At 68.6% G+C, this 19,997-nt stretch carries 19 protein-coding genes; 17 read left to right on the plus strand and 2 right to left on the minus strand.

Annotation, left to right across the window (positions count from 1 at the left end; all coding sequences use genetic code 11):
* The first annotated feature begins 21 nt into the window (after positions 1–21).
* The 3 genes from F8178_RS03870 to F8178_RS03880 all read left to right on the plus strand — a co-directional run bounded on the left by F8178_RS03870 (position 22) and on the right by F8178_RS03880 (position 3,900).
* Positions 22–225: a hypothetical protein gene (locus tag F8178_RS03870; protein WP_317493229.1), complete on the plus strand. Its 204-nt coding sequence runs from the start codon at positions 22–24 to the stop codon at positions 223–225.
* Positions 225–2,525, plus strand: a complete 2,301-nt coding sequence (locus tag F8178_RS03875; RefSeq protein ID WP_317493230.1) for a TOMM precursor leader peptide-binding protein — start codon at positions 225–227, stop codon at positions 2,523–2,525. The genes F8178_RS03870 and F8178_RS03875 overlap by 1 nt, the downstream gene beginning before the upstream one ends.
* Positions 2,526–2,658: 133 nt before the next feature.
* Entirely contained in the window at positions 2,659–3,900 is a 1,242-nt protein-coding gene (locus tag F8178_RS03880) for a histidine kinase (RefSeq protein WP_317493231.1), read from the plus strand.
* Positions 3,901–3,917: 17 nt separating this feature from the next.
* Here the strand turns inward: F8178_RS03880 and F8178_RS03885 are convergent, their stop codons facing one another.
* The gene (locus F8178_RS03885; RefSeq protein WP_317493232.1) at positions 3,918–4,523 is read right to left on the minus strand and encodes a response regulator transcription factor; all 606 of its coding nucleotides are present in this window, start codon (positions 4,521–4,523) and stop codon (positions 3,918–3,920) included.
* Positions 4,524–4,870: 347 nt separating this feature from the next.
* On the opposite strand from F8178_RS03885, the gene F8178_RS03890 reads away from it, so the two are divergent.
* From F8178_RS03890 to F8178_RS03945, 12 genes are all read left to right on the plus strand, one after another.
* Positions 4,871–5,548 carry a hypothetical protein gene (locus F8178_RS03890; protein WP_317493233.1) on the plus strand — a complete coding sequence of 226 codons (678 nt, stop codon included), beginning with the start codon at positions 4,871–4,873 and terminating at the stop codon, positions 5,546–5,548.
* Positions 5,545–5,739, plus strand: coding sequence for a hypothetical protein (locus F8178_RS03895; RefSeq protein WP_317493234.1), 195 nt, complete (start codon positions 5,545–5,547; stop codon positions 5,737–5,739). The genes F8178_RS03890 and F8178_RS03895 overlap by 4 nt, the downstream gene beginning before the upstream one ends.
* A 359-nt stretch (positions 5,740–6,098) precedes the next feature.
* The gene (locus F8178_RS03900; protein ID WP_317493235.1) at positions 6,099–7,211 is read left to right on the plus strand and encodes a transposase; all 1,113 of its coding nucleotides are present in this window, start codon (positions 6,099–6,101) and stop codon (positions 7,209–7,211) included.
* Positions 7,212–7,272: 61 nt separating this feature from the next.
* On the plus strand, positions 7,273–7,845 hold the full coding sequence (locus F8178_RS03905) for an NAD(P)H-dependent oxidoreductase (protein WP_317493236.1): 573 nt from the start codon (positions 7,273–7,275) through the stop codon (positions 7,843–7,845).
* A 182-nt stretch (positions 7,846–8,027) separates the two neighbouring features.
* Positions 8,028–9,209 (plus strand): nucleotide disphospho-sugar-binding domain-containing protein, encoded by a 1,182-nt coding sequence (locus F8178_RS03910; RefSeq protein WP_317493237.1) that lies wholly within the window; start codon positions 8,028–8,030, stop codon positions 9,207–9,209.
* A complete protein-coding gene (locus F8178_RS03915; protein ID WP_317493238.1) occupies positions 9,206–9,658 on the plus strand; it encodes an FdtA/QdtA family cupin domain-containing protein in 453 nt (150 codons plus the stop codon). Before F8178_RS03910 ends, F8178_RS03915 begins: the two co-directional genes overlap by 4 nt.
* Positions 9,655–10,788, plus strand: a complete 1,134-nt coding sequence (locus F8178_RS03920) for a DegT/DnrJ/EryC1/StrS family aminotransferase (RefSeq protein WP_317493239.1) — start codon at positions 9,655–9,657, stop codon at positions 10,786–10,788. The genes F8178_RS03915 and F8178_RS03920 overlap by 4 nt, the downstream gene beginning before the upstream one ends.
* Before the next feature lie 93 nt (positions 10,789–10,881).
* Positions 10,882–11,595, plus strand: coding sequence for a class I SAM-dependent methyltransferase (locus F8178_RS03925; protein WP_317493240.1), 714 nt, complete (start codon positions 10,882–10,884; stop codon positions 11,593–11,595).
* 15 nt (positions 11,596–11,610) lie between these two features.
* Positions 11,611–12,783 (plus strand): 3-deoxy-7-phosphoheptulonate synthase, encoded by a 1,173-nt coding sequence (locus tag F8178_RS03930; protein ID WP_317493241.1) that lies wholly within the window; start codon positions 11,611–11,613, stop codon positions 12,781–12,783.
* A 68-nt stretch (positions 12,784–12,851) separates the two neighbouring features.
* Positions 12,852–13,622 carry a 2,3-dihydro-2,3-dihydroxybenzoate dehydrogenase gene (locus F8178_RS03935; RefSeq protein WP_317493242.1) on the plus strand — a complete coding sequence of 257 codons (771 nt, stop codon included), beginning with the start codon at positions 12,852–12,854 and terminating at the stop codon, positions 13,620–13,622.
* Between the two features lie 35 nt (positions 13,623–13,657).
* Positions 13,658–14,380 (plus strand): isochorismatase family protein, encoded by a 723-nt coding sequence (locus tag F8178_RS03940; protein WP_317493243.1) that lies wholly within the window; start codon positions 13,658–13,660, stop codon positions 14,378–14,380.
* The gene (locus F8178_RS03945) at positions 14,377–16,305 is read left to right on the plus strand and encodes a chorismate-binding protein (protein ID WP_317493244.1); all 1,929 of its coding nucleotides are present in this window, start codon (positions 14,377–14,379) and stop codon (positions 16,303–16,305) included. Before F8178_RS03940 ends, F8178_RS03945 begins: the two co-directional genes overlap by 4 nt.
* A gap of 79 nt (positions 16,306–16,384) precedes the next feature.
* On the opposite strand, the gene F8178_RS03950 is transcribed toward F8178_RS03945, so the two are convergent.
* Entirely contained in the window at positions 16,385–17,410 is a 1,026-nt protein-coding gene (locus tag F8178_RS03950) for an NADPH:quinone reductase (protein WP_317493245.1), read from the minus strand.
* Between the two features lie 257 nt (positions 17,411–17,667).
* On the opposite strand from F8178_RS03950, the gene F8178_RS03955 reads away from it, so the two are divergent.
* Both F8178_RS03955 and F8178_RS03960 read left to right on the plus strand, forming a co-directional pair.
* Positions 17,668–18,210 carry an SRPBCC family protein gene (locus F8178_RS03955; protein ID WP_317493246.1) on the plus strand — a complete coding sequence of 181 codons (543 nt, stop codon included), beginning with the start codon at positions 17,668–17,670 and terminating at the stop codon, positions 18,208–18,210.
* Between the two features lie 52 nt (positions 18,211–18,262).
* Positions 18,263–19,804 carry a class I adenylate-forming enzyme family protein gene (locus tag F8178_RS03960; protein ID WP_317493247.1) on the plus strand — a complete coding sequence of 514 codons (1,542 nt, stop codon included), beginning with the start codon at positions 18,263–18,265 and terminating at the stop codon, positions 19,802–19,804.
* The last annotated feature ends 193 nt before the right edge of the window (positions 19,805–19,997 follow it).

Genomic DNA, 19,997 nt, shown 5'->3' on the forward strand with positions numbered 1-19,997 from the left:
TGTGACCGCACAGGAGGAAACATGAACGAGGCAACGACCCAGGTTGTGACAGCTATTCGCAGGCGATCCGGAGGTGCTGCCTGCCAGGCGGGTGCCGCCACGGCGAGGTCCGGCGCGTTGCGGATCGAGCGGTTCGATCACTGGCGTAACCCGACCGCCCTGCGGATGAACGCCACGACGACGTGCTGGTGCTTGGCCGACGACGACGTGGAGGCGGCGGCCTGATGAGCGCACCGACCGATCCGGCACAGTTCGTGGGGTTCAAACGCCACCTCAACGTCGTCGTGGCAGGCGACGACGCCGTCTTCCTGTTCTCCGAGAGCGGGGTCACGGCGTTGCGCGGCGAGCGGATCGCCGCTCTCGCGGCTTTGCTGGACGGTTCCCGGGATCTCGCGACCGTGCTCCGCGCCCAGCCCGCTGGTATGGGCGCGGAGCAAGTCGCGGACCTGCTGGGCGAACTCGCAGAGGCCGACCTCGTCGCGGTGCGTCCCTGCGATGACGGCGCGGCGGATGCCTGCGAGACGGCCTACTGGGATGCCTTCGGGTGCTCGGACGCGCGGCCCGCGGGCCGGGTGGAGCTGCTGACGGTAGGCGAGGTACCCGGTGCCGCGGAGGTAGCCGGCGCGTTGCGGCGTGCGGGCGTCACGGTGATGGAGGGTGTGGGCACCGCGGCGAGCGGGCCTGGATCGGAGGGTACGCGCGGTGCCGACGTGACCGTCGTGCTGTGCGACGACTACCTCAACGCGGGCATCGCGGGGATCGAGGCGCGGCAGCGCGATGCGGGGCGGCCGTGGTGGCTCGCCAAGCCCGTCGGCACCCAGATTTGGCTGGGACCGGCCTTCAGCCCGGGAGTCACCGCTTGCTGGCACTGTCTTGCCACGAGGCTGTGGGGGCACCGGCATGCCGAGGCCTGCGCGCAGGCCACCCTCGGTCGTGACGGTCCGGCCGCGCGACCGCCTGCGGCGACACCCGCCACCGTGGGGACCGCCGCACACCTGATCTCTCTCGAGGTGACGAAGTGGCTGGCTGGGCACCGTCACGAGGCGCAACAACGCGTGTGGACGTTCGACAGTCGAACCCTCCACAGTGAATCGCATGAGCTACGGAACCGGCCACAGTGTTCTGTATGTGGCGACAGCGACCTGGTCCGCAGGCAAGGGTGGCGCCCCGTGGTCCCGGGAACCGTGCCGAAAGCCAGCCGCGGCAGCGGCGGTGACCGGGCGGTATCGCCGGAGGATGTCCGCGAACGCTACCGGCACCTGATCAGCCCGGTGACCGGCATCATCAAGGAGATCACCCGCGATCCGCGCGGGCCCGCGCTGATGCATTCCTACCGCTCGGGGCCGAACACGGCCGTGCGATCGACCGGGATGGGTGCGCTGCGATCGAGCTTGCGTAGCGAGAGCGGCGGCAAGGGAGTCACCGCGCTCGAAGCGGAGGTCGGCGCCCTGTGCGAGGCCATCGAGAGGTACAGCGGCAGCTTCCACGGCGACGAGCCACGCGTGACGGGCAGCTTCAGGGAACTCGGCGAACACGCGATACACCCGAACAGTTGCATGCTCTACGAGGAGCGGCAGTACGCGACGAGGACGGTGTGGAACGCGACGCACGCGCCTTTCCAGTACGTGTGCGATCCGTTCGACGAGGCCGTCGTGATGGACTGGACACCGGTGTGGTCGTTGACGAACGGCCGTCACCGGTTGCTGCCGACGGAGATGCTGTACTACGGCGCCCCCCGCCACGGGCCGAGCCGGATGGTGCGCGCGGATTCCAACGGCAACGCCGCGGGCAGCAGCCTCGAGGACGCGATGCTGCAAGGCCTGCTCGAGCTCGTCGAGCGGGATGCCGTGGCGCTGTGGTGGTACAACCGCACCAGGATGCCCGCGATCGACCTGGACGCCTTCGGTGATCGGTGGTCCTGTGAGCTGCGTGCGCTCTACGAGCGGCTGGGGCGCCAGGTGTGGGTCCTCGATCTCACCGCCGATCTCGGCATCCCGGTGATGGCCGCGGTGTCGCGACGTACCGGAGCGCCCCGCGAGGACATCATGTTCGGCTTCGGCGCGCATCTCGATCCGCGGACCGCGTTGCGCCGCGCGCTGACCGAGCTGAACCAGCTGACGCCCGCGGTGCTCGATCTCGACCTCGACACCGATGACGGCGGTGAGGATCGCGATGCCGTGCACTGGTGGCGGCACGCTACGGTGGCCAACCAGCCGTACCTGCTGCCCGACACCGGTGTGCCCGCTCGCGGCCCGGCGGACCTGCCCGACACCTCGACGAGCGATATCGGTACCGATGTGGAGGCGGTGCGCGCAGCGCTGGAGTCACGGGGGATGGAGGTCCTCGCGCTGGATCAGACCCGCCCCGACATCGGGATGCCGGTGGTGAAGATGATCGTTCCCGGGATGCGCCACTTCTGGGCACGCTTCGCGCCGGGCAGGTTGTACGACGTTCCGGTCGAGCTCGGCAGACTGGCCGGGCCCACCCCCTACGTGGAGCTGAATCCGCTGCCACTCTTCTTGTGATACCTACCCGCCAGACCCCGTCCCGCTGCGGTGGCCCTGGCCGAGGCGCGAACGGGTCCTGGCGCGGACCTATGCTGCGCGACACGCGTCGCCTATACTGCTTGATCGCGACAAGGGCCGACAGGGAGGCGTCATGGTGTCCGGTCAGGAGCCCGGAACGAGCGAGTTATCGGGTTTCACCGGGCAGCACGGAGCGGGGCAGCCGGGAGCGGACACCAGGCGGGACGGATCCGGTGAGTCCGGGATGGCGGCGCGCGCGTACGCGCATCTGGTGCCGGATATGGCGCCGCGGCTGGCTGTCGCGATCAGCACCGCGGTGATCTGTGGTTTCGGTGTCGTCGCGGTGTTCAGCGTGATTCAGCAGGAACTCGACGCCCCGGCGCTAGCGGTTCTCTACCTCGCGGGGCTGCTCGCCGTGCAGCTCGGTTACTTCAGCAGACCGTCGGTGCGTTACCGCACGCGAACCACGGCGGTGGCACTGGTGGCGCAGGCGTGCCTCGTCTACCTACCGTTCGTCCAGTTTGGTGCCGCGTGGCTCGGGCTTCCCGGTTTCCTGGCCGGAAGCGCGCTGCTGAGCCTGGCACCTCCGGTATCGGTCGTGCTGTTCGGTGCCGTGGTGCTCAGCGTCGGCGGCGCGCACATGGCGCTGGGTACCGAACCGACGTTGATCATGCACGGCGTGATTTCCACGGTGATCACGGGCCTCGTGGTTTTCGGCATGACACGGTTGGCCAGGATGGTCGCCGAGCTGAACGCGGCGAAGGACGAGCTCGCGCAGATGGCGGTGGCGCGGGAGCGATTGCGTTTCGCCAGGGACCTGCACGATCTGCTTGGGCTGAACCTGTCGGCGATCACGATGAAGAGCGAGCTCACCAACCGGCTCATGGCCGACCATCCCGAACGGGCCAAGGAGGAGCTCACCGAGATCCTCGCTATCTCGCGCAAGGCGCTCGCGGACGTACGTTCGGTCGCGAGCGGTTACCGGTTGCTCTCCTTCGACGACGAGCTCCGCTCGGTCGAGACGGTGCTGACCGCGGCCAACGTCGATGTCCGGATCCGGCGTTACGTCGACGATGTGCCCGCCTGGGCGGGGTCGGTACTGGCGACGGTGCTGCGCGAGGGCGTCACCAACGTGCTACGGCACAGCAAGGTCGAGCATTGCACGATCACCTGCCGGGAGGTGGAGGGCACGATCGAGCTGGAGATCGTCAACGACGGGGTCACCGAGCACGACGGGAACACGCAGCCGTGGGAGGGCAGCGGCTTGGACAACCTGGGGCAACGCGTGCGGGAGTACGGTGGGAACATCGAAGTCGGCAGGCGCCAGGGGAAGATGTTCCGGCTTTCCGCCTCGTTACCGCGAGAGGCCGGGTGAGATGCCCCGTCACGGCGTCAGATCCACCCCGACTCCTCGGCGATGCGGATGGCGTCCACGCGGTTGCGCGCGTTGAGCTTGTTCACCACCGTCGTCAGGTAGTTGCGCACCGTCCCCTGCGACAGGTAGAGGGTGGCGGCGATCTCCTTGGTGCTGGAGCCCTGCGCGGTGTGGCGCAGGATCTCCAGCTCGCGCGGGGTGAGCGGGCAGTGCTCCGACTCCCACGCCGCCAGCGCCAGGTCCCCGTCGAAGATCCGCCTGCCCGCCGCGACACCGCGGATGGCGTTGGCGAGGGCATCCGCAGGAGCGTCCTTGACGATGAAACCATTGACGCTGGCCGCCAGTGCCCGGCGGACGGTGCCTGGCTTGCCGAGTCCGGTCACGATCAGTGTGCGGCAGCCGGGTAACTCCTGGCGCAGTTCTGCTGCCGCGACGAGCCCGTCCTTACCGGGAAGATCGATGTCGATGACGGCGACGTCCGGCCGGTGCTCCAGCGCGGTGGGTACGATCACGTCTCCCGAGGAGACCTCGGCGACCACGGTCAGGTCGGGTTCCAGGTCGATGAGCGCGCTCAGAGCACCGCGAACCAGGTGCATGTCCTCGGCAAGCAAGACGCTGATCACTCGACGACCCTTCATGTGTTCCAGTGGCGTTCCCTGACCTTTTTATCACTCGATGGAGCAAATCAGGTCGTCCAAACGGAGCAACTTGCAGGCTCCCCGGTGACTGGCTCGAATGTCAATATCAATCCGCTATCACATTGCTCGCGGCGCTCGGATTCCGCTCGCACGGAACGGAAAGTTCGTCGATCGATACCGGTACGCGGGCACATTGGATGCGTTCTCGATCGTGGTATCGAAACGGGATGGATAGGCCTTCGACCGGCATCCGAGGAGGTGCGCGCAGGCTGGGGACATCCGGTCGTGACCGGAGCGGCCGGAGTGAGTCCGGTGAGGTGTGAAGGAGTGCGATGGTGGTGCGCCTGTGCGAGACAACCGGTTGCCGCGACGGGCGGCGCGGTCACCGGCGGGCCCGTCCAGCCGTGCCAGGACTGCGGTTGTGCCCGCCGTGCAGGCAGGCGGCGGCGCGTTGCCTCACCGAGCTCCCCGACCTTTACTCGGCTTGCGAGCGCGCCCTCGCCCAGCGGGGTGGGCGCGACGTGGAACGGGTGCGCGGTGGGAGGCCACAGGGGATCCGGCTCAACGACGACGCGGTCGCCGCCCGTTCCGACATCGTGGACCTGCTGACCTCCTGGTCCTCGCTGGTCTCCGAGGATCGGGAGGTGGCACCGCCCGCGGACCGGGAAGTGCCGACGCTGGCGAGTTTCCTCGCCAGCCACCTCGACTGGCTGGCCGCCCATGCCGCTGCCGCCGACTTCGTCGCCGAGCTCACCCACCTGCGCGGTGTCGCACGCCAAGTGATCCAACCGGGCGACCGGCTCACGCTGGAGATCGGGCCGTGCCCTCGCCCGGGGTGCGGGTGGCCGGTACGGGCGATGACACGTTCGGCCGATGGCATGCCGCCTCGGGTCGGGTGCGAGGCGGGCCATACGTGGCATCCCGACCAGTGGTTGCTGCTCGACGGTCGTACCGGGCACCGGTCAGGCAGCGGTCGCGGCGGGCAGGACGACGAGGGGCGGGCCGCATGACGGAACGAGCGAACGGGCGGCGCCGCAGCGTGCCCACTGAGCTCGCCGCACTCGCTGCCGGGGTGTCCGAGTCGACGATCCGGAAATGGGCGAGCCGGGGCAAGCTGACCCGCCTGGGCACACCCCACCGCGCGGAATACGATCTGGACGAGCTCTACCGGCTCGTGGCGCGGCGAGAAGGTGGTACGTGATCATTTTTGCGGGTAACTCCGGGTAACCCGTGAAAACGTATCGTGCGACATGCGGATACGTGCATCAATTGTGTGGCGGTACGCGTAGTGACGTCGCGTACCGCCCATTTTTATATGTTCAGGCGATTTCGAAAGATTCGACCCGGATGTTGACATGGTATCGGTGATCTGTCACGCTAATTGCGGGGCGGAGCTGTGTCCACAACACACTCCGGAACGTTCGGTCTCTTTCCCTTCCATGGCCCCGTCCACGCAGCAGCCCGTCCGTGGTGCCTGTTTGCCCTACCCGGCAACGCGCAACGGCATCGCGGCGAGCCTGACTGGATTCCTGCGACTCCCGGGAACGAGGTGACCGCACCATGCACGGCAACTCCCCCACGAAGCCCCGACCGCGGCCACCGGTGGCGTCGGTACCGGTACCTCGGCAGCCGGTAGCGGAACCGGCGGGCGGCCTCGACGAGCTGCGCGCCTCGCTGTTCGCCTCGTTACCGCGCGCCGACCAGCGGAAGCGAGCGCGGGAGTACCTCGACGGGCTGCTCGCTACCCACGGTCGCAAGTCTATTCGCAACATCGCGGCGGCGGTGAGCGGGCGCGCCGCCGAGCAGCGATTACATCACTTTATCTGCGAATCTACATGGGACTGGACCCCGGTACGCCGGACGCTCGCGCGATATGTCGCGGTCACCGCCCCCGACCACGCTTGGGTGGTGCGCCCCATGCGGCCGCCGAGGAACGCCCGCTGGGTGCTCGGTGTCTGGTCCGCGTGGCGGCGGGCCAGCGTTCCCGTCAACTGGCGGTTGCGGCCTGCCGGTGATCATCACCGGCAGGGGAAAGGGTCGCTGCCGCGTAGCACCCCGCAGCGACCGGAATCGGTCCTCGAGGGGGTGGTGGGAAGTTGCGCCGAGCTCGTACGGGACTGGGGGCTCCGGCCGCGCCCTGTGGTGATGGATGCCAGGGGCAGTGATGTCCCCGCCCTGGTCGGTGGGCTGGCGGCGCTCGGCTTGCCGGTGCTGTTGCGGATCGGGGCGGGCACGCTGCTGCATCCGGCCTGTTCGGCCTCGCGCGCTGCCGATCGCGGCATGCCTGCGGGTGAGCTCGTTGGCATGGCTCGCGGGCGGTTCGCGTCCGGCAGTGACGGCTCGGAGGCCGCGGTGGCCACGGTACGGGTTCCGGGACAGCCGGGCACCCACGCGGGTGAAGCCGTCAGTGCGTCACTGGTGGCATTCGGCGGCACCGGGACGAAAGTGACCGCCCAGCTGTGGCTAGCTACCCACAGCGACGTCGCCGCCGGGGTACTGCGTCGGATGAGCATGCTGGTCCAGCGGGTGGATGACGATCGCCTGCACATCGCCGACCGCGTGGGCATTGGGGACTTCACAGGGGGGTCGCTACGCGGCTGGCACCGGCATGTCACGCTCGCCTCGGCCGCGCACGCCGCGATGGTCTTCTCACGCGGGACGAGCGAAACTTGAGCACCACACGTCCGGTGATGTATAGAGTGATCCTGTCACGCGCCGGAGGAGAGGAGTAAGCATGGATGCAGGCGTACTGCGCCTGGCGATCATTATCGGCAGTGTCCGGGAAGGACGTTTCGGTCCGACGGTGGCCCGGTGGTTCGTACGAGAGGCGGAGGCCTTCGGCAGGTTCTCCATCGACGTCATCGACCTGGCCGAGGCCGACCTTCCGGTCGTGCTGACGGATGAGCCTCCTGCCGAGGTGGCCGCGGTGACCCCGCGGCTCGCGGCGGCGGATGCCTTCGTCATGGTCACCCCGGAATACAACCGCGGTTACCCGGCCTCGCTGAAGAGCCTCATCGACTGGCATTTCGAGGAATGGCAGGCCAAGCCGGTCGGTTTCGTCTCCTACGGCGGTCGTGCGGGTGGCATGCGCTCGGTGGAGCAGCTGATTCCGGTGCTTGGCGAGCTTCACGCGGTGACCATTCGCGAGGCCGTGAGCTTTCACGACGCGTGGGATCAGTTCGACGACAGCGGTCAGCTGAGGGATTCGGACGCCGCGCACGGTGCGGCGAAGGCGATGCTCGATCAACTGTCCTGGTGGGCGCTCGCGCTTTCCGAAGCGCGGGCGAAACGACCGTACAACGCCTGAGATCGACAGTTCCGTACCGCTGACCGGGCGGTACGGAACAGGGGAATGCCCGGGCCGGTGGTACCGGCCCGACAACAGAACACCGACACCGGAAAGTGCCGGGGACGGCGAGAGCCTCCCCGGCACTTTTTCGTGGCCGGGTTTCCGGAAGGTAGCACGGTACGGCACAGGGAGAGAGCACGATGAAGGTCTTGTTCATGGCAGGAGGCAGCAGGGCGCCGATCTTCTCGAGCGCCTCGCTCGCCACGGCGACGCGGAGCGCGGGACACGGCGTGCTGGTCGCCACGATGGAAGCGGTGGCTCCCGTCGTGGCGAGCCTCGGGTTGCCGCCCGTGGTGATCTCGTCGAGGAGCAAGCAGCGGTTCGCGCACGAGGACGCGGACGTGCGCGAGTCGCGCAACGGCGGAGACACGGTGACCGAGATCCGCTTCGGCGGTCAGGTACGGCCGGACGATCCGGAGGAGGAAAAGCGCAGGGTCGGCCACTGGTACGGCGAGCTCGCCGCGGAGAGCCTTCCCCGGTTGCGAGAGATCGCCCGGCACTGGGAGCCGGATCTCGTGGTCGGGGGAACGCTCAACTACGCAGCGCCGTTCCTGGCCAGGCAGCTCGGCATCCCCTCGGTGCGGCAGTCCTGGGACGCCAACGATCCGACCTCCTACGACGAGGGAGCCGAGCGGGCGCTGTGGCCGTCGATCCGGGAACTCGGCCTGCGGGGACTCCCGGAACCCGACCTGCGGATCGAGGTCGCTCCACTGAGCTTGCTGCCCGTGAGCGAGCCGCAGGCCCAGATGATGCGATGGGTTCCGGTGAACCAGCAGCGTGCGCTGGAACCGTGGATGTTCGGCAAGGGGGACCGGCGGCGCGTGCTGATCACCGCGGGCAGCCGGGTCGGCGAGGGTGACGGCTCCGTCGACTTCTTCCGCGAGCTCGCCCGCAACCTGGCGCCCCTGGATGCCGAGATCGTGGTCGCCGCGCCCGAGGAGATCGCCGCCGAGCTCAGGGCGGAATGCCCCGAGGTTCACGCGGGCTGGGTCCCGCTGGACCTCGTCGCGCCGACCTGCGACCTCGTTGTGCACCACGCCGGGGGCGTCACCGGGATGACGGCGCTGAGCGCCGGCGTGCCACAGCTGCTGATCCTGCAGTCGCCGTCGGTGGACGAGTCGCGTCGGCTTGCCGAGTACGGCGCGGGCATCACCCTCGAACGCGAGGCGCAGACGCTGGAACGGATCTCCTCGGCCTGCGTGGAGCTGCTTACCGACCCGTCGTACCGGAATCGCTCGCGGGAGCTGGCTGCCGAGATCAACTCCTTCCCCACCCCCAATGAGGTGGTGCCCGTACTGGAGAAGTTGGTGGTGTCCCGATGACGATGAGAACGGTACATGCCGGATCCGGTGTGGTTGGGCGCATCAACCCGTGCCGCCTCATCGAGCTTCCGGAGTACGTCGACCCACGTGGTCGCCTGTCCGTTGTGGAAGCCGACAAGGACGTGGCGTTCGACATCAAACGGGTCTACTACCTCTACGACCTACCGAACGCGACGGTCAGGGGAGCGCACGGTCATCGCGAGCTCGAACAGCTCGTGATCGCGTTGCACGGCGAGTTCGACGTGATGGTCGACGACGGCTACCGCCAGGCTCGCTTCCATCTCGACCGGCCGAGCACGGGGCTGTACATCGGGCCGATGGTGTGGCGTGACCTGCTCGGCTTCTCCAGTGGCGCAGTGGGTCTGGTGCTGGCCTCCATGCATTACGACGAGGCGGATTACTACCGCGACTACGAGGAGTTCTTGCGAGCAGCGAGGAGCGTGGCATGACCGTTCCCTTCCTTGACGTCAAGGCGGTGCACGCGGAGCTCGGCCCGCTGATCGAGCAGGCGATGTGCCGGGTAGCCAGATCCGGGTGGTACCTGCTCGGGCCCGAGCTGGCTGAGTTCGAGTCGGAGTTCGCCGCGTACTGCGAGACCTCGCACTGTGTCGGTGTGGGTAGCGGCGCTGACGCGCTCGAACTGACGCTGCGGGCGCTGGACGTGGGACGTGGCGACGAGGTCATCGTGCCGTCGCACACGTTCATCGCCACGTGGCTCGCCGTCTCGGCCGTCGGGGCGACGCCGGTGCCCGTCGAGCCGGACGAGCGGTGGTCGACTATGGACCCGGACCGTGTCTCCGCGGCCGTCACGTCGCGGACGAGGGTCATCATGCCGGTGCACCTGTACGGGCATCCGGCCGACCTCGAGCCGATCGAGCGGGTCGCCGAGCGGCACGGGCTCGCCGTGGTGGACGATGCCGCCCAGGCGCACGGGGCCCGGTACCACGGGCAACGCGTCGGCTCCCGCGCCACGGCGACGGCGTTCAGCTTCTATCCCGGCAAGAACCTCGGGGCCCTCGGCGACGGCGGTGCGGTGGTCACCTCGGACGCCGCGCTTGCCGACCGGGTGCGCATGCTGCGGAACTACGGTTCGCGGCAGAAATACCGGCACGAGGTCCGTGCCACCAACTCGCGGCTCGACGAGGTACAGGCCGCCGCGCTGCGCGTCAAGCTGGGCCACCTCGATTCGTGGAACGCCAGACGGCGCTCGGTCGCCACCCGGTACCGTGCCGAGCTGGCCGGGATCGAGGGCATCACGCTACCGAGCGTCGCGTCGTGGGCGAACCCGGTGTGGCATTTGTTCGTGATCCGGTGCGGGGCGCGTGACCGGCTGCGCGAGCTGCTGTCGGCCAGGGGGATCGACACCCTGGTGCACTACCCGGTACCGAACCACCTGGCACAGGCTTACGCGGACCACGGCTGGACGCGCGGATCGTTCCCGCGAGCCGAAAGCCTCGCCCGCGAGGTGCTGAGCCTGCCCATGGGCCCGCACATGCCGGAACACGACGTCACCAGCGTCGTCGAGGCGGTCCGCGTGGCCGCGGGCGAGCTTCCCCGACCGCTCGAGCAAGCCGCGTGACGCGCGGGATCCCGAGAAACGACCCGACCACCGGCCCGGCCGGTTGGCGTTCTGCCGAAACGCCCACAGAGATGAGCAAAGTGAGGTAAGACTATGTACGGTCATGACGCCGCGGAACTCTATGATCTGCTGCACGCCGAGCGCGGCAAGGACTTCGCGGCGGAGGCGCGCTTCGTGCGCCGGCTGATCGCCGAGCGGAACCCGACCGCGAGCACGCTGCTGGACATCGCCTGCGGCACGGGTGCTCACCTCGAGCATCTCGCAGGCAGTTTCGACCGGGTGGCCGGGCTGGAGCTGTCCGAGTCCATGCTCGCGATGGCGAAGGCCAAAATGCCAGAGGTGGAGCTGCACCACGGTGATATGCGCACCCTCTCCCTCGGGGATACCTTCGACGCGGTGATCTGCCTGTTCGGCTCGATCGGCTACGTCGACTCGGTCGACGAGCTGCACACCACAGTGCGGCGATTCGCCGAGCACACCAGCAAAGGCGGGGTCGTGGTGCTCGAACCGTGGTGGCAGCCCGACACCTTCACCCCGGGACACATCTCGGGCGATGTGATTACTGTGGACAACAGGACGATCGCTCGGGTCTCGCACGCGTCGCGGCTTCCGGACGCGTCACACATGCAGGTGCACTACGTCGTCGCCGAACCCGAGGGCGGTATCCGGCACTTCACCGAGGAGCACATCTGCAAGCTGTTCCCCAGGCAGGAGTACGAACGCGCCCTCGAGGGCGCGGGCTTGCGCGTCGAGTACTTCGCCTGCGGACTGTCCGGCAAGGGCCTTTACGTGGGAACTCGACGTTAACCAGGGGAGGTATGTGTGGACCACGCGCTTGTCAAGCACGACTCGAAACCCGCGTTGCAGCAGCCCGAGTGGAGTAGCGCGGCGCAGCTGGCGCGGGTGCGCCGCGAGCTGGCAGGTCGGCCGCCGCTGGTACGGGCGAGCGATACGCGTACGCTGCGCTCGCTGCTAGCACGGGTCGCAGGCGGCGAGGCGACGGTGTTGCAGTGCGGGGACTGTTCCGAGGATCCGGACGAATGCACCGCCGAGTACGTCGGGCGCAAGCACGCTCTGCTCGACATGCTCGCGGGCGCGATGAAGATGGCGACCTACGGGCCGGTGCTGCGGGTGGGCAGGCTGGCAGGCCAGTTCGGTAAGCCCCGTTCCAACGCGACGGAGCTGGTCGGCGGCATCGAGCTCCCGGTCTATCGCGGCCACATGGTCAACGCCCCTGACCCGGATGCCGAGAGCAGGAGAGCGGACCCGCTGCGGCTGCTGACCGGGTATATGGCAGCCAACGACATCGTGGAGCACCTGGGATGGCGGCGTACCGCCGCGCGGCGATGTATGGAGCCGCCCGTGTGGACGAGCCACGAGGCCCTGCTGCTGGATTACGAGATCCCCATGATCCGCACCGACGGCAACGGGAGCAGGCTGCTGACCTCGACGCACTGGCCGTGGGTCGGTGAGCGTACACGCGAGGTCGACGGAGCGCACGTGTCGCTGCTCGCGGGCATCGACAACCCGGTCGCCTGCAAGCTCGGCCCGAAGGCCGAGGTCGACGACGTGCTCGGGCTGTGCGAGCGGCTGGATCCGGATCGCGATCCCGGCCGCCTGACCTTCATCGTTCGGATGGGCGCCCGCAGTGTCGCCGAACGGTTGCCGGATCTGGTGAGCGCCGTACGGCAGGCGGGCCATCCGGTGATCTGGCTGTGCGATCCGATGCACGGCAACACCGTCACGACGACCAGCGGCTGGAAGACCCGCTATGTGACCGAGATGGTGCTCGAGGTTGAGGCCTTCCTGGACGCGGTCCGATCGTCGGGCGGCGTGGCAGGCGGCATGCACCTGGAGACGACGCCCGACCCGGTGACGGAATGCGTCGCCGACGAGTCGGAGACCGACCGGGTCGGCACGTACTACACGAGCTTCTGCGATCCGCGACTGAACCCGGACCAGGCCGTGCGCGTGGTGTCGGCCTGGCGGAGGTGACCGGACGAGGCGTGCCCGCGAGCGCGGCCGGGCCGCGCGTACCAGCACGACAAGGGAGGGCCTGACCCATGGACAATACGGTTGCGCTGGTGACGGGTGCCGCAGGGGGGATCGGCATCGCGATCTCCAGGGCACTCGGGCAGCGCGGTTCGACCGTAGCCGCGGTCGACAGGGAACCCGGCGCGCTCAGGGACGCGGTCGACAAGCTGAACGCGGACGGGTTGCACGTCGAGGCGTTCCCTACCGACGTGTCCAACTCCGCCGAGGTCGAGGGAACCGTAGCGGCGGTAGAGCACGGCATGGGCCCGCTCGACTTCCTGGTCAACGCCGCCGGTGTGCTTCGCCTCGGGGAGGCGAGGAGCCTGACGGACGAGGACTGGGAGACGACGTTCGCGGTGAACGTCAACGGTGTGTTCCACATGTCGCGGGCGGCGGTCAATCGCATGATCCCGAGAGAGCGGGGAGCGATCGTGACGGTCACGTCCAATGCGGCCGGAACGCCTCGCACGGAGATGGCCGCCTACGGAGCATCCAAGGCAGCAGCAACCATGTTCACCAAGAGCCTCGGCCTCGAGGTTGCCAGGTACGGCATCCGCTGCAATGTGGTAGCACCGGGATCGACGGCGACCCCGATGCTGCGTTCCATGTGGCAGGACGAGTCCGGCGAGCAGGCAACGATCAAGGGAATCCCGGAGGCGTACAAAGTCGGGATCCCACTTGGGAAGATCGCCCGTCCGTCCGATGTGGCAGAAGCCGTGGTCTTCCTGCTTTCCAGTGAGGCCGGTCATATCACGCTCCACGCACTCACGGTTGATGGTGGGGCGAGCCTCGGTAGTTAATCGGCAGCCGAACCGTATCGAGAGGAAGGCAATCCATGTCGTCGATCCCGCAGATCGAGCAGTACGCGATGCCGACCGCAGCCGAGCTGCCGGGCAACGTTGCCCGGTGGGAGCTCGACCCGGACAGGGCGGTGCTGCTCATCCACGACATGCAGGAGTACTTCCTGCGCCCGTTCGATCCGGTGCCGCCGTTGCGTGACGCGCTGGTGCGGCACATCGCACGGTTGCGGGCGCGGTGCGCCGCGCTCGGGGTGCCGATCGCCTACACCGTCCAGCCCGGTGGCATGACCCGTACCCAGCGGGGGCTCCTGCACGACTTCTGGGGCCCCGGCATGGGCGTGAGCAGCGAGGACAGGAGGGTGATCGACGCGCTGACGCCGGGCCCCGATGACTGGATCTTCACGAAGTGGCGGTACAGCGCGTTCTACCACTCGGACCTGGCGCGACGGATCCGCGAGGAAGATAGGGATCAGATCGTTGTCTGCGGCGTGTACGCGCACGTCGGCGTGCTCATGACCACCCTCGATGCGTTCACCAGGGACATCCAGCCGTTTCTCGCTGCCGACGGGATCGCCGACTTCACCGCCGAGTACCACCGCTTGGCGCTGTGGTACGCGGCGCAGCGCTGCGCCGTGGTGGGCACCACCGACGGGCTGCTCGGCCAGCTCGCCGCGGTCGGCACGGCAGACAACGCGGCCACGGCTGGTATGGCAGGCAGGATCGAGGAGCACCGCAGTGCGGGAAGGATCGCGGTATGAGGGCGGCCGGGAGTAACGCAGCGAGTCGCGAGGACCTGCTCGAACGTGTCGCGGGCGGGCACGTGCCCGCGTTTGCCGTACTCCACCGTCCGGAAACCGTGGGCACCACTGCGGTGGAGGTGCTGGTCTGCGAGACCCTCGAGGTGGCGAGCCTGGCCGACATCCCGGTGCCCGAGGACCTCCGGCCGACCGGGCAGGCCAGGCACGACGTGCTCGCCATCCTGCCGTATCACCAGATCGCCGAGCGCGGCTTCGCCTGCGTCGACGACGGTACCCCGTTGCTGGCGCTGCCCGTGACCGAGCAGCGGACGGTGCCGCTGGCTACTGCGCTGGCTGCGCTGCCGGACGAGCCGATCGCGCTGTCCGGCGGACACTTCGACATCGACGACGACGGCTACGCCGGGATCGTGCGCAGCGTGCTCGCCGACGCGATCGGCGAGGGGGACGGGGCTAACTTCGTCATCAAGCGGTCGTTCGTCGCCGACATCGGCAACTACGGACCGCGCACCGCCCTGGCGCTGTTCCGGCGGCTGCTGCAGCAGGAGACGGGCGCCTACTGGACCTTCATCGTGCACACCGGCGAGCGCACCCTGGTAGGGGCGAGCCCGGAACGGCACATCAGCCTGCACCGGTCGGTCGCGGTGATGAACCCGATCAGCGGCACTTACCGGTATCCCGCTTGTGGACCCAGCCTCGACGAGATCATGGATTTCCTCGCCGACCGGAAGGAGGCCGAGGAACTCTACATGGTGTTGGACGAGGAACTCAAGATGATGGCCAGGGTGTGCGAGGGTGGCGGCCGGGTGGTCGGGCCCTACCTGAAGGAGATGGCGCGCCTTGCCCACACCGAGTACTTCATCGAAGGCCGCAGTACCCGCGATCCCAGGGAGATCCTGCGCGAGACGATGTTCGCCCCCACCGTGACCGGGAGTCCCCTGGAGAGCGCCTCGCGGGTGATCGCGCGGTACGAGCCAGCGGGGCGCGGGTACTACAGCGGTGCGCTCGCCACGATCGGCAGGGATGAGCTGGGCAGACGCACCATGGATTCCGCGATCCTGATCCGTACCGCGGATATCGACCGCTCGGGCAAGCTGACTCTCGGCGTTGGTGCCACGCTGGTCCGTCATTCGGATCCTACGTCCGAAGTGGAGGAAACTCGTGCGAAGGCCGCGGGTATGCTTGCGGCGCTGGGTTCTGGCGGGGGCAGCCGCTTCGCGGAGCATCCGAGCGTGCGCGAGGCGCTCGAGCAGCGCAATGTGCCGATCGCGGACTTCTGGCTGTCCGGAGCCGGGCGTTCCGGGCCCGATCCGGCCCTGGCGGGTCGGGGCGTGCTGGTCATCGACGCCGAGGACACCTTCACCGCGATGCTGGACCAGCAGCTCCGGTCGCTGGGACTGGCGGTGACGGTGCGGCGGTTCGACGAGAGCTACACCCTGGTTGGCGACGACCTGGTGGTGCTCGGCCCCGGCCCAGGGGATCCGCGTGAGGATGCGCATCCCAAGATAGCTCACCTGCGCCAGGCGGTGCGCTCGCTGCTTGTCGAGCAACGGCCGTTCCTCGCGGTGTGCCTGAGCCACCAGGTGCTCGCCAGGGAGCTCGGGCTGGAGGTGGTGCGCAGGACGGTGCCCAACCAGGGGATTCAGCGAGAAGTCGAGGTGTTCGGTAGGCGGGAGCGGGTGGGTTTCTACAACACGTTCGCCGCGCGCTGCGACACCGGCTCCTTCCACCACGATGTCGCGGGACCCATTGAGGTGAGCAGGGATCCCGCCACCGGGGAAGTGCACGCCCTGCGCGGCAGGAACGTCGCGTCCTTCCAGTTCCACGCCGAGTCCGTGCTGTCGCTGGACGGTGTCCGCATCCTCGGCACGGCGCTGCGGGGGCTGCTGGACGGCTCGACGTACCGGGAGCTGCCGAGGGCGTCCTGACACGACATCACGCCCAGCGGGCGGTTCCGGGTGGCGCGCCGGGCCACGGCGTCGCGTCCGCCGTGGCCCGGCGGCTCGTTCAGTGCCCGGCCTCCGGGGCGTGCCGGGTAGCGGTGGCCTCGGTTGCGGGGGTGCGGAGCACGACGCGGGTGCCGTGCAGCTCACCGCGTTCCATCCGGTCGTGCGTCTCCCGCGCGGCGCTCAGCGGGCGCTGCTCGACCGCGCGAGGCCGCAGGGTGCCGTCGGCGAGCAGCTGGTTGATCACGCGAGCCGCTGCGGCAAGCTCCGCGGTGGTGGCGTGCGAGATGACGAATCCCCGGATGGAGCTGTCGTTCATGTAGAGCCTGCCAACCGGCAGCACCGGCTCCGCGCGCACGCCTGCGAGCAACACGATCCTGCCGCGCGGCGCGAGCAGCGTGATCGCCCGGTCCAGGTCGTTGTTGCCAGACGTGTCGAGGTAGAGGTCCGCCCCTCGCGGACAGGCGGCGCCGAGTAGCCGGGCGGAGTCCGGGTCGCGGTAGTCGATGACCTCGTCGGCGCCGAGCGCCTTGCAGTAGAGGTGATCGGCAGCGCTCGCGGTTGCGACCACGCGGGCGCCCGCCCGCAGCGCCATCGTGACGATGGCGCTGCCCACGTTGCCAGCGGCGCCCTCGACGACCACGGTCTCGCCCGCCGACAGCCCGCCGTGCGGGAACAGCGCCAGGTACGCGGTGCCCGCGGGGTGGGCCACGGCCACCGCGTCCTCGGCCGTGGCCCCGGCAGGCAGGTGGTACAGCCGGTCGGCTGGCACCACGGCGCGTTCGGCCGCCGCTCCCTGGCGGCCGCCGTGGCCGAGGCTGTTGCACCAGACCGCGTCCCCTTCGCGGAAACCGGCCGCTCCCGGCCCGGCTTCGGCCACGGTGCCCACCAGGTCCCGTCCGATGACGAACGGGAACTCGACCGGTGTGCGGTACAGGCCGGAACGCACGAACGTGTCGACCGGGTTGACGGTGGTGGCGGCCACGTCGACGAGGACATCGGTGGGACCAGGCCGGGGATCCGGCACCGGCCCGTACTGGATGTTCTCCGGTGGGCCGAGCTGTTCGATGTAGGCTGCGCGCATCATGACACCTTTTCGTCGCTGACTCGCGGCTGACTCGCAGCGGATCGGTGGTGGCGCGATCGCGAGGCGTGCCGCGATCGGAAAGCGCCGTCGCTCACGCGAATAATGTACCGTGACCGTGCGGTCTCGTGGTGTTCTCTCCAGAATGATTCGACCGTCGTTCGAGCGGTTCTCGGAGTGGCATTCGAGCGCTTCTCCAACCTGACATATCCTGGATTTTCTCGTTGACCTCCAGAATTGCTCGGTGCGATGGTTCCGGTATGACCGAATCAGTACTCACCAAGAGCCCGATTTTTGCAATGAGCGCCGACATCTACATTTCAGCCACCCCGCGCGAGGTGTATTCGGTGGTCAGCGACCTGCCGCGTAGCGGGGAGTGGAGCCCGGAAACCATGGGCGGCGAGTGGGTCTCCGGCGAGCCCGCGGAGGTCGGGTCCGTCTTCCGTGGCGAGAACCTGCGTAGCGAGGACGTGGTGGCCTGGGCCCCGCTCGTGCGCGGCACCTGGTACACCGAGGCACGGGTGATCGCCGCGGAGCCCGGACGGACGTTCCGCTGGGCCATGCTCACCCACGCAGGCGAGAATCAGAACAGCGTGTGGGGATTCGACATGACGCCGTCGGGGTCGGGATGCGTGCTCACTCACCATTTCCGGATGGACACCCCGACCGAAGGGATCCACAAGATCGTATCCGGGATGGACGAGGCGGAGAAGCAGCGATTCTTCGACGAGTGGGGCGAGAAGTTGCGGGGTGACCTCGACGTCACGCTGCAACGAATCAAGAAGGTCATCGAGGGCCGTTGAGGGAGGGCGACCGACCGTGTTTCTGCAACGGATAGGAAATCGGGGTATCCGGTTGGGTACCTTGCTCGACCGGGCCGCGGCACGGCACCCAGGCAACACGATCACCCTCGACCACGATCTGGACGTCGCGCCCGAGCTCGGTAGGCAGCTGCGGGTGACAGACGCCGCCGAACTCGTGGCCGAGCTGGCCTCGCGGCTATGGGCATGCGGGGTCCGGCCGAGGCAGCGGGTGCTGGTGCACAAGAGCGACGGCTTCGACATCACGCTGCTCGCCTGCGCCGTTGTTCGTATCGGCGCGGTCCCCGCGTTGCTGTCGCCGAAGCTGGACGGCGAGACGGTGGCAGAGCTACTGCGCCGCGTGGACCGGCCGTACCTGCTCACCGACGGTGCCAAGCTGGAGACGAGCCTGCCCGCGACGGTGTTCGACCTGGCCGAGCGGGTGGTGCTGGCATCGGGCAGCCACCCGGACGCCGTCTCGCTCGACTCGTTGCGCGGGGTGGAGCGCGTGTCCCCGGTGACTATGCCTGCCGACCACCCCACGCTGATCACCCACACCTCGGGCACCACCGGCACGCCGAAGTTGGCGGTGCACACCGGGTTCACCCTGCAGGCCCGCTACCGTCCGCAGGCCGCGCTGTTCCGCCTTGTCCGCAAGCGGCAGACCGTCGCGGTCCACGTGTCCTTCGTGCACTCCAGGATGTTCACCGCACTGAGCGTGCCGGTACTGCGCGGATTCCCGCTGCTGGTGCTGGCCGATTCGGACCCGGAGAACGTCGCGAGTACGTTCGAGTCGGCCAGGCCCGGCTTCATCGAAGCCCACCCCAACTCGTTCATGGAGTGGGAAGAGCTGGCCGACGACCCGCGTGAGCCGATGGCGAACGTGGGCTGTTTCAGCAGCACTTTCGACGCCATCCATCCCAGGACGGTGCAGCGGTTGCTGCGGTCCTCGCGCAGGCGCTTCCCCGTTTTCTGGCAGATCTACGGCCAGAGCGAGTGCGGACCGCTCATCGGCCGCGGCTACACCAGGCCGCGGGCGCACAAGATGAACGGGCGCTGCGTCGGCTACCCGTTCCCCGGCATGACCGGGATGCGGGTGGTCAGCAGGGACGGTAAGCGACCGACGGAGGATTCGCCCGGCTACATCGAAGTACGCACCGATGGCCGTATCGTGACCTACCTCGGCGAGCAGGAACGCTACGACAAGCAGCGCAACGGTGGCTGGTGGCGTATGGGCGACCTCGGCTACCGCACCCGCTGGGGATGCCTGCACCTGCTGGACCGCGAGGTGGACGAGATCCCCGGCTTCGGCAGCACACTCGCGGTCGAGGACGCGCTGTTCGTGCGGCTCGACGAGCTCGCCGAGGTCATCATCGTGCCTGCCACCGACGGTCCGCCCATCCCGGTGGTGTGCACCAAGGACGACCGCCCACTGGATCGGGACGCCTGGCGGGCAGCCGTGGCCGACCTGCCCGCGATGGCCGACCCGGTGCAGTGGCGCAACGGCCGGTTGCCGCAAACCGCCACGACCAAGATCAAGCGGCTCGAGCTCGCGCGGCGGATCGAGCGGGGTGAGCGGGAGACGGTGAGCGGTTGATCGGAACCGGCTCTGCCCGTTGACGGGGCGCGCCGACCGGCGGTGATGTACCGCATCGAGCTGGTCGGCGCGCCGCTGTCGCGCGTGGCCTCCAGGTACCGCAGCGGAGGACAGCGGGGATCTCGAAACGCGGTGTTGCCACGCCGCCCGTACGGAAGGGGTTGCCGAGGGTGAAGCCACGGACGCGCGTACC

It is taken from the genome of Haloechinothrix sp. LS1_15 (assembly GCF_033042135.1).
Taxonomy (GTDB): Bacteria; Actinomycetota; Actinomycetes; order Mycobacteriales; family Pseudonocardiaceae; genus Haloechinothrix.

Bases quoted from the DNA above. Each gene is read 5' to 3' on its own strand.
- F8178_RS03895 (WP_317493234.1), top strand. From the start codon at position 5,545: ATGACGGAACGAGCGAACGGGCGGCGCCGCAGCGTGCCCACTGAGCTC.
- F8178_RS03870 (WP_317493229.1), top strand. From the start codon at position 22: ATGAACGAGGCAACGACCCAGGTTGTGACAGCTATTCGCAGGCGATCC.
- F8178_RS03900 (WP_317493235.1), top strand. From the start codon at position 6,099: ATGCACGGCAACTCCCCCACGAAGCCCCGACCGCGGCCACCGGTGGCG.
- F8178_RS03925 (WP_317493240.1), top strand. From the start codon at position 10,882: ATGTACGGTCATGACGCCGCGGAACTCTATGATCTGCTGCACGCCGAG.
- F8178_RS03875 (WP_317493230.1), top strand. From the start codon at position 225: ATGAGCGCACCGACCGATCCGGCACAGTTCGTGGGGTTCAAACGCCAC.
- F8178_RS03915 (WP_317493238.1), top strand. From the start codon at position 9,206: ATGACGATGAGAACGGTACATGCCGGATCCGGTGTGGTTGGGCGCATC.
- F8178_RS03920 (WP_317493239.1), top strand. From the start codon at position 9,655: ATGACCGTTCCCTTCCTTGACGTCAAGGCGGTGCACGCGGAGCTCGGC.
- F8178_RS03905 (WP_317493236.1), top strand. From the start codon at position 7,273: ATGGATGCAGGCGTACTGCGCCTGGCGATCATTATCGGCAGTGTCCGG.
- F8178_RS03890 (WP_317493233.1), top strand. From the start codon at position 4,871: ATGGTGGTGCGCCTGTGCGAGACAACCGGTTGCCGCGACGGGCGGCGC.
- F8178_RS03955 (WP_317493246.1), top strand. From the start codon at position 17,668: ATGACCGAATCAGTACTCACCAAGAGCCCGATTTTTGCAATGAGCGCC.
- F8178_RS03940 (WP_317493243.1), top strand. From the start codon at position 13,658: ATGTCGTCGATCCCGCAGATCGAGCAGTACGCGATGCCGACCGCAGCC.
- F8178_RS03910 (WP_317493237.1), top strand. From the start codon at position 8,028: ATGAAGGTCTTGTTCATGGCAGGAGGCAGCAGGGCGCCGATCTTCTCG.
- F8178_RS03945 (WP_317493244.1), top strand. From the start codon at position 14,377: ATGAGGGCGGCCGGGAGTAACGCAGCGAGTCGCGAGGACCTGCTCGAA.
- F8178_RS03950 (WP_317493245.1), bottom strand. From the start codon at position 17,410: ATGATGCGCGCAGCCTACATCGAACAGCTCGGCCCACCGGAGAACATC.
- F8178_RS03880 (WP_317493231.1), top strand. From the start codon at position 2,659: ATGGTGTCCGGTCAGGAGCCCGGAACGAGCGAGTTATCGGGTTTCACC.
- F8178_RS03935 (WP_317493242.1), top strand. From the start codon at position 12,852: ATGGACAATACGGTTGCGCTGGTGACGGGTGCCGCAGGGGGGATCGGC.